We start from the raw sequence: 4,842 nt of genomic DNA, 5'->3' as shown, positions 1-4,842 counted from the left end.
TCATGGCAATTTTTTGGACATCCATTCAAAGCGTCTTAGCGATCATGATCATGATCGGCGTCGGCTACTTTGCCCAAGGCAAAGGCTGGTTCGACGACAAGTTTTCCGGCGCTCTTTCTAAACTGATCATGCAAGTGGCCTTACCCGCATCGATCTTCATGTCGATGATGAACCACTTCAAACCCGAGCAGCTGGCGAAACTCTCCGTCGGCCTGCTCTACAGTATCGTCAGCATCACCATCGGCCTGCTGATCTCCTGGCTGGTCGTGCGCGTCATGAAAGTGCCGAAGGGCAAACGCGGCCTGATGATGACCGCGATGAACTTCGCCAACACCGTCTTCATCGGCATGCCCCTGAACCAGGCGCTGTTCGGCACCCAGTCGATCCCGTATCTGCTGGTCTACTACATCGTCAACACCGTCATGCTCTGGACCATCGGCGTGTGGATCATCGCTGCCGACGATTCCACCACCGGTAACGGCACCGACACCAAGGTCAAGCTGGACTGGCACCACCTGATTCCCACCCCGTTGTGGGGCTTCATCGTGGCTTTGCCGTTCATCTACATTCCCTGGCTGCGCACCCACTTGCTGGTCAACTTCGTCACCCTGACCCTGACCGACGTCGGTGCGCTGGTCACGCCGCTGTCTTTGATCTATATCGGGATCATGCTGAAGAGCTTCGGTATCGGCAACATGCAGTTCGACAAGAACGTCATCGTGACGCTGCTGGGCCGGTTCGTCCTGGCCCCGCTGGTGATGTTCGGTCTGATTGCCTTGGGCCTGAAGATGAGCCTGAATCTGGCGCCCATGTTCTGGAAGACCCTGGTCATCCAGTCTGCTACACCGACTTTCGCCGTCTTACCGATTCTGGCGACGACCTACCATGGCGATGTGAAGTTCGCCACCAACATCGTCGTTTCGGCCTCGGTGCTGTTCGTGGTGGTCGTCCCGATCATCATGGTCTTGATGGGTTAAGCCGCGCATGGCAGACATTCGCGACTTGCACTTGCGGGTACCCAGTATTCAGAAAGACTGGCGCGCGTTCCTGGCCAGCCACGGCTTGAGCGGTTTCCCAGACAACGAGGTGGCCGCCGTGGACAGTGTCATCGGCTTGTATGACGGCGGCCGGCTCGTCGGCACCGGTGCCACTGCCGGCAATATTTTGAAGTTTATTGCCGTCGATGAAGGCGACACCCCGGGTGCGTATTTTAATCAGGTGGTGTCAGAACTCCAGAACCGGCTGATGGCGGCGGGCCACACTCACATGATGGTGTTTACCAAACCCCAGTACGAGGCCAGTTTCCATTACGTGGGCTTCACCACACTGGCCAAGACAGCTGTCGGCGTTCTGCTGGAAGCGGGCATGCCGACGATCACCCAGTACCTGCGGGGATTGCCAGACGCCGCGGCCGCCGCCGGGCAGCACTTGGCGGCCATCGTGATGAACGCCAACCCGTTCACCCGGGGGCACCGCTACCTGGTGGAGAAAGCCGCCGCTGAGAACGATGCCGTGGATGTGTTCGTGGTATCGACGGACCGTTCCCTGTTCACCAGTGCGGAACGGCTGCAGCTGGTCCAGACCGGCCTGGCGGACTTGCAGAACGTCCGGGTCTTTCCCGGGGGCGACTACATGGTCAGTTACGCCACCTTCCCGGCGTACTTTCTGCACGCCGGCGACGACGTGATCCGCTATCAGACCACCATCGACGCCCGCCTGTTCCGGGATTGGGTCGCCCCGACGCTGCATATCACCAAGCGTTATGTGGGCGAAGAACCCCGGTCCCACACCACGGCGATCTACAATACCGTCTTGGCGGCCGAGCTGCCCCCGGCGGTCCAGCTGGTGGTGGTGCCCCGGCTGACCGCGGCCGGCACGGTGGTCACTGCCACCCAGGTCCGCCAGGCCATCGCCGACCAAGATCTGGCCAGCGTGCGGGCTTTCTTACCGCCCACCACTTGGTCATTCATTCAGTCACACGAAGCAGCGCTCTTGCAGCGCATTGAGAAAGGACAGACTATTCGTGGCAATTAAGAAAACAGCATTAGCCGGGACCCTGGAGTCGTCAGACATCCAGATCACCCTGGCACCGGCGGCCAGCGGCGGTATCCAGATCGACTTGGATTCCGCCGTGGCCAGCCAGTACGGCGACCAGATCAAGAAGGTCATTACTGCAGCCCTGCAAGGCTTAGGCATTACCGATGCCCTGGTTAAGGCCGTGGACAAGGGTGCGTTGGATTGCGTCATCAAGGCCCGCACCATCGCCGCCGGTCAACGCGCCTTGGAACAGACCGAACCCGCTTGGGAGGTGCTCTAACATGGCAGAAACTGAAGAACGCCTGCGCCGGACGATGATGTTCGTCCCTGGCAACAACCCGGCGATGCTCAAGGACGCCGGTATCTACGGCGCCGATTCGATCATGTTCGACCTGGAAGACGCCGTCTCTTTGCAGGAAAAGGATGCCGCCCGGGACTTGGTCTACGAAGCCCTGAAGACAGTGGAATACGGCACCGCAGAGAAAGTGGTCCGGGTCAACGGCGTGGATACGCCGTTCTATAAAGACGACGTGCGGGCCATGGTCAAGGCCGGCATTGACGTCATTCGCCTGCCCAAGACCGAAACCGCGGCGATGATCCAAGAATTGGTCAAAGATGTCGCTGCGGCCGAGCAAGAATTCGGTCGGCCCGAGGGCAGCACCCACGTGATGGCGGCCATCGAAAGCGCCAAGGGCGTGGTCAATGTCAACGCCATCGCGGCTGCTTCCGACCGAATGATCGGCGTCGCTCTGTCCGCGGAGGACTACACCACGGACATGAAGACTCACCGGTATCCCGACGGCCGTGAGCTGGAATACGCCCGCAACGTCATCCTCCATGCCGCCCGGGCCGCGGGTATCGCCGCTTTCGACACCGTCTTCACTAACTTGGATGACGAAGAGGGCCTGATCCGCGAGACCAAGTTCATTCACCAGCTGGGCTTCGACGGCAAGTCCGTCATCAATCCCCGTCAGATTCCGGTGATCAACGCGGTATATGCGCCCACTAAGGCTGAAATTCAGACGGCCCAGCAGGTCATTGCGGCGATTGCCGAGGCCCACGAGAAGGGCTCCGGGGTCATCTCGCTGAACGGCCAAATGGTCGATCGGCCGGTGGCACTGCGCGCTCAGCGGGTGATGCGGCTGGCGCAGGCATCGCATTTGGTAGACGAGGAGGGCAACTATGTCGAAGAATAACGTTGGTGTCGACATTTCTGACGACATCTTAAGTACCTATGATTACAAGCCGTTTGCAGGGACCCAGTTGGGCAATCCGGTTTCTCACCGGGTCGCGCCCACCGTTCGTGCTCAGTTCGGCGAGAACAAAGTGGTGGATTCGATTGCGCAAGTCGTCAAGGCAGAAGTCAAAGACGGCATGACGATCTCCTTCCACCACCACTTGCGGGAGGGCGACCAGGTCTTCAACGAGGTGATGCAGGTGATCATTGACGCCGGCATCAAGGACCTGACCCTGGCCCCGTCCAGCCTGACCAACGTGATGAACGATATGGTGGTCAAGGCGATTCAGGCCGGCACCGTCACGCATATCACCAGTTCCGGCATGCGCGGCAGCCTCGGTGACGCTGTTTCCCACGGTGCCCTGAAGACGCCGGTCATCTTCCGTTCCCACGGCGGCCGCGCCCGGGCCATCGAGACCGGCAAGATCAAGATCGACGTTGCCTTCCTCGGCGTGCCCAACGCCGACGAACAGGGCAACGCCAACGGCATGACCGGCGACGCGGCCTTCGGTTCTCTGGGCTATGCCTTGATGGACGCCAAGTATGCCAACAAGGTCGTCCTGTTGACGGACAACTTGGTCCCGTACCCCAACACTCCGGCGTCGATCAACCAGACTCAGGTGGACTACGTGGTCAAGGTCGACCAGGTCGGCGACCCGGACAAGATCGGTTCCGGCGCCACCCGCTTCACCAAGGACCCCAAGGAATTGAAGATCGCCCAGATGGTCAATGACGTCATTACCCATTCGGCCTACTTCAAGGACGGCTTCTCCTTCCAGACCGGTTCCGGCGGTGCCGCTCTGGCCGTGACCCGCTACCTGCGCCAAGCCATGCTGGATAAGCACATCACCGCGTCCTTCGCCCTGGGTGGTATCACCAAGCCCACCACCGACCTATTGGCCGAGGGCTTAGTAAGAAAGGTGATGGACGTCCAAGACTTCGACAAGGGGGCGGCGGATTCGATGCATACGAATCCCGCTCAGCAAGAAATCGATGCCTCTTGGTACGCGGATCCTTTCAATAAGGGCGCCATGGTGGATAAACTGGATGTGGTCATCCTGTCCGCTTTGCAAGTGGATACGCACTTCAACGTGAATGTGCTGACGGGGTCCGACGGAGTTCTGCGGGGCGCGGTCGGCGGTCACCAGGACGCAGCGACGGCGAAGCTGACGATTATCTCGGCACCGCTGGTGCGGGGGCGGCTGGCGACCATCGTACCGCAGATGACCTCGATTACCACGCCGGGCGAGTCCATCGACGTGGTCGTGACGGAGATTGGCATTGCGATTAATCCAGATCGCCAGGACCTGGTGGCGGCGTTGAGCCATATTCCGGGTGTGCCTGTGTTCACTATTGACGAACTGGCGGCGAAGGCGGAGGCCATCGTCGGGAAGCCTGCGCCGATCGAATACACCGACCGGCCGGTGGCGTTGGTGGAGTACCGGGACGGCAGTTTGATTGACGTTATCCACCAGGTGAAGGAGTAGCGAGGGGCCGGCAATTTGGGGCCTTCGGCTGGCTGGCTGGGCGGAGCTAGCCGTGGGCGCGACAAAACTCGTATTCCAACA

5 protein-coding genes are annotated in these 4,842 nt (G+C 60.2%); all 5 read left to right on the top strand.

Annotation, left to right across the window (positions count from 1 at the left end; translation table 11 throughout):
* Nucleotides 1-2: 2 nt before the first annotated feature.
* Genes L248_RS07160 through citF form a run of 5 tightly spaced genes read left to right on the top strand, consistent with a single transcriptional unit; the run spans nucleotide 3 to nucleotide 4,761 of the window.
* Nucleotides 3-977 (top strand): AEC family transporter, encoded by a 975-nt coding sequence (locus tag L248_RS07160; RefSeq protein ID WP_022529483.1) that lies wholly within the window; start codon nucleotides 3-5, stop codon nucleotides 975-977.
* Nucleotides 978-984: 7 nt separating this feature from the next.
* Nucleotides 985-2,034 carry a [citrate (pro-3S)-lyase] ligase gene (gene citC / locus L248_RS07155; protein WP_022529482.1) on the top strand — a complete coding sequence of 350 codons (1,050 nt, stop codon included), beginning with the start codon at nucleotides 985-987 and terminating at the stop codon, nucleotides 2,032-2,034.
* A complete protein-coding gene (gene citD / locus L248_RS07150; RefSeq protein ID WP_022529481.1) occupies nucleotides 2,024-2,317 on the top strand; it encodes a citrate lyase acyl carrier protein in 294 nt (97 codons plus the stop codon). The genes citC and citD overlap by 11 nt, the downstream gene beginning before the upstream one ends.
* Nucleotide 2,318: 1 nt before the next feature.
* On the top strand, nucleotides 2,319-3,233 hold the full coding sequence (citE, locus tag L248_RS07145; protein ID WP_022529480.1) for a citrate (pro-3S)-lyase subunit beta: 915 nt from the start codon (nucleotides 2,319-2,321) through the stop codon (nucleotides 3,231-3,233).
* Nucleotides 3,220-4,761 carry a citrate lyase subunit alpha gene (gene citF / locus L248_RS07140; RefSeq protein WP_022529479.1) on the top strand — a complete coding sequence of 514 codons (1,542 nt, stop codon included), beginning with the start codon at nucleotides 3,220-3,222 and terminating at the stop codon, nucleotides 4,759-4,761. The genes citE and citF overlap by 14 nt, the downstream gene beginning before the upstream one ends.
* Nucleotides 4,762-4,842 lie beyond the last annotated feature (81 nt).

The sequence above is a fragment of the Schleiferilactobacillus shenzhenensis LY-73 genome, assembly GCF_000469325.1.
Classification (GTDB): domain Bacteria; phylum Bacillota; class Bacilli; order Lactobacillales; family Lactobacillaceae; genus Schleiferilactobacillus; species Schleiferilactobacillus shenzhenensis.
Note: the sequence above shows the minus strand (reverse complement) of the source record. Positions and strands in the feature narration are given on the sequence as shown.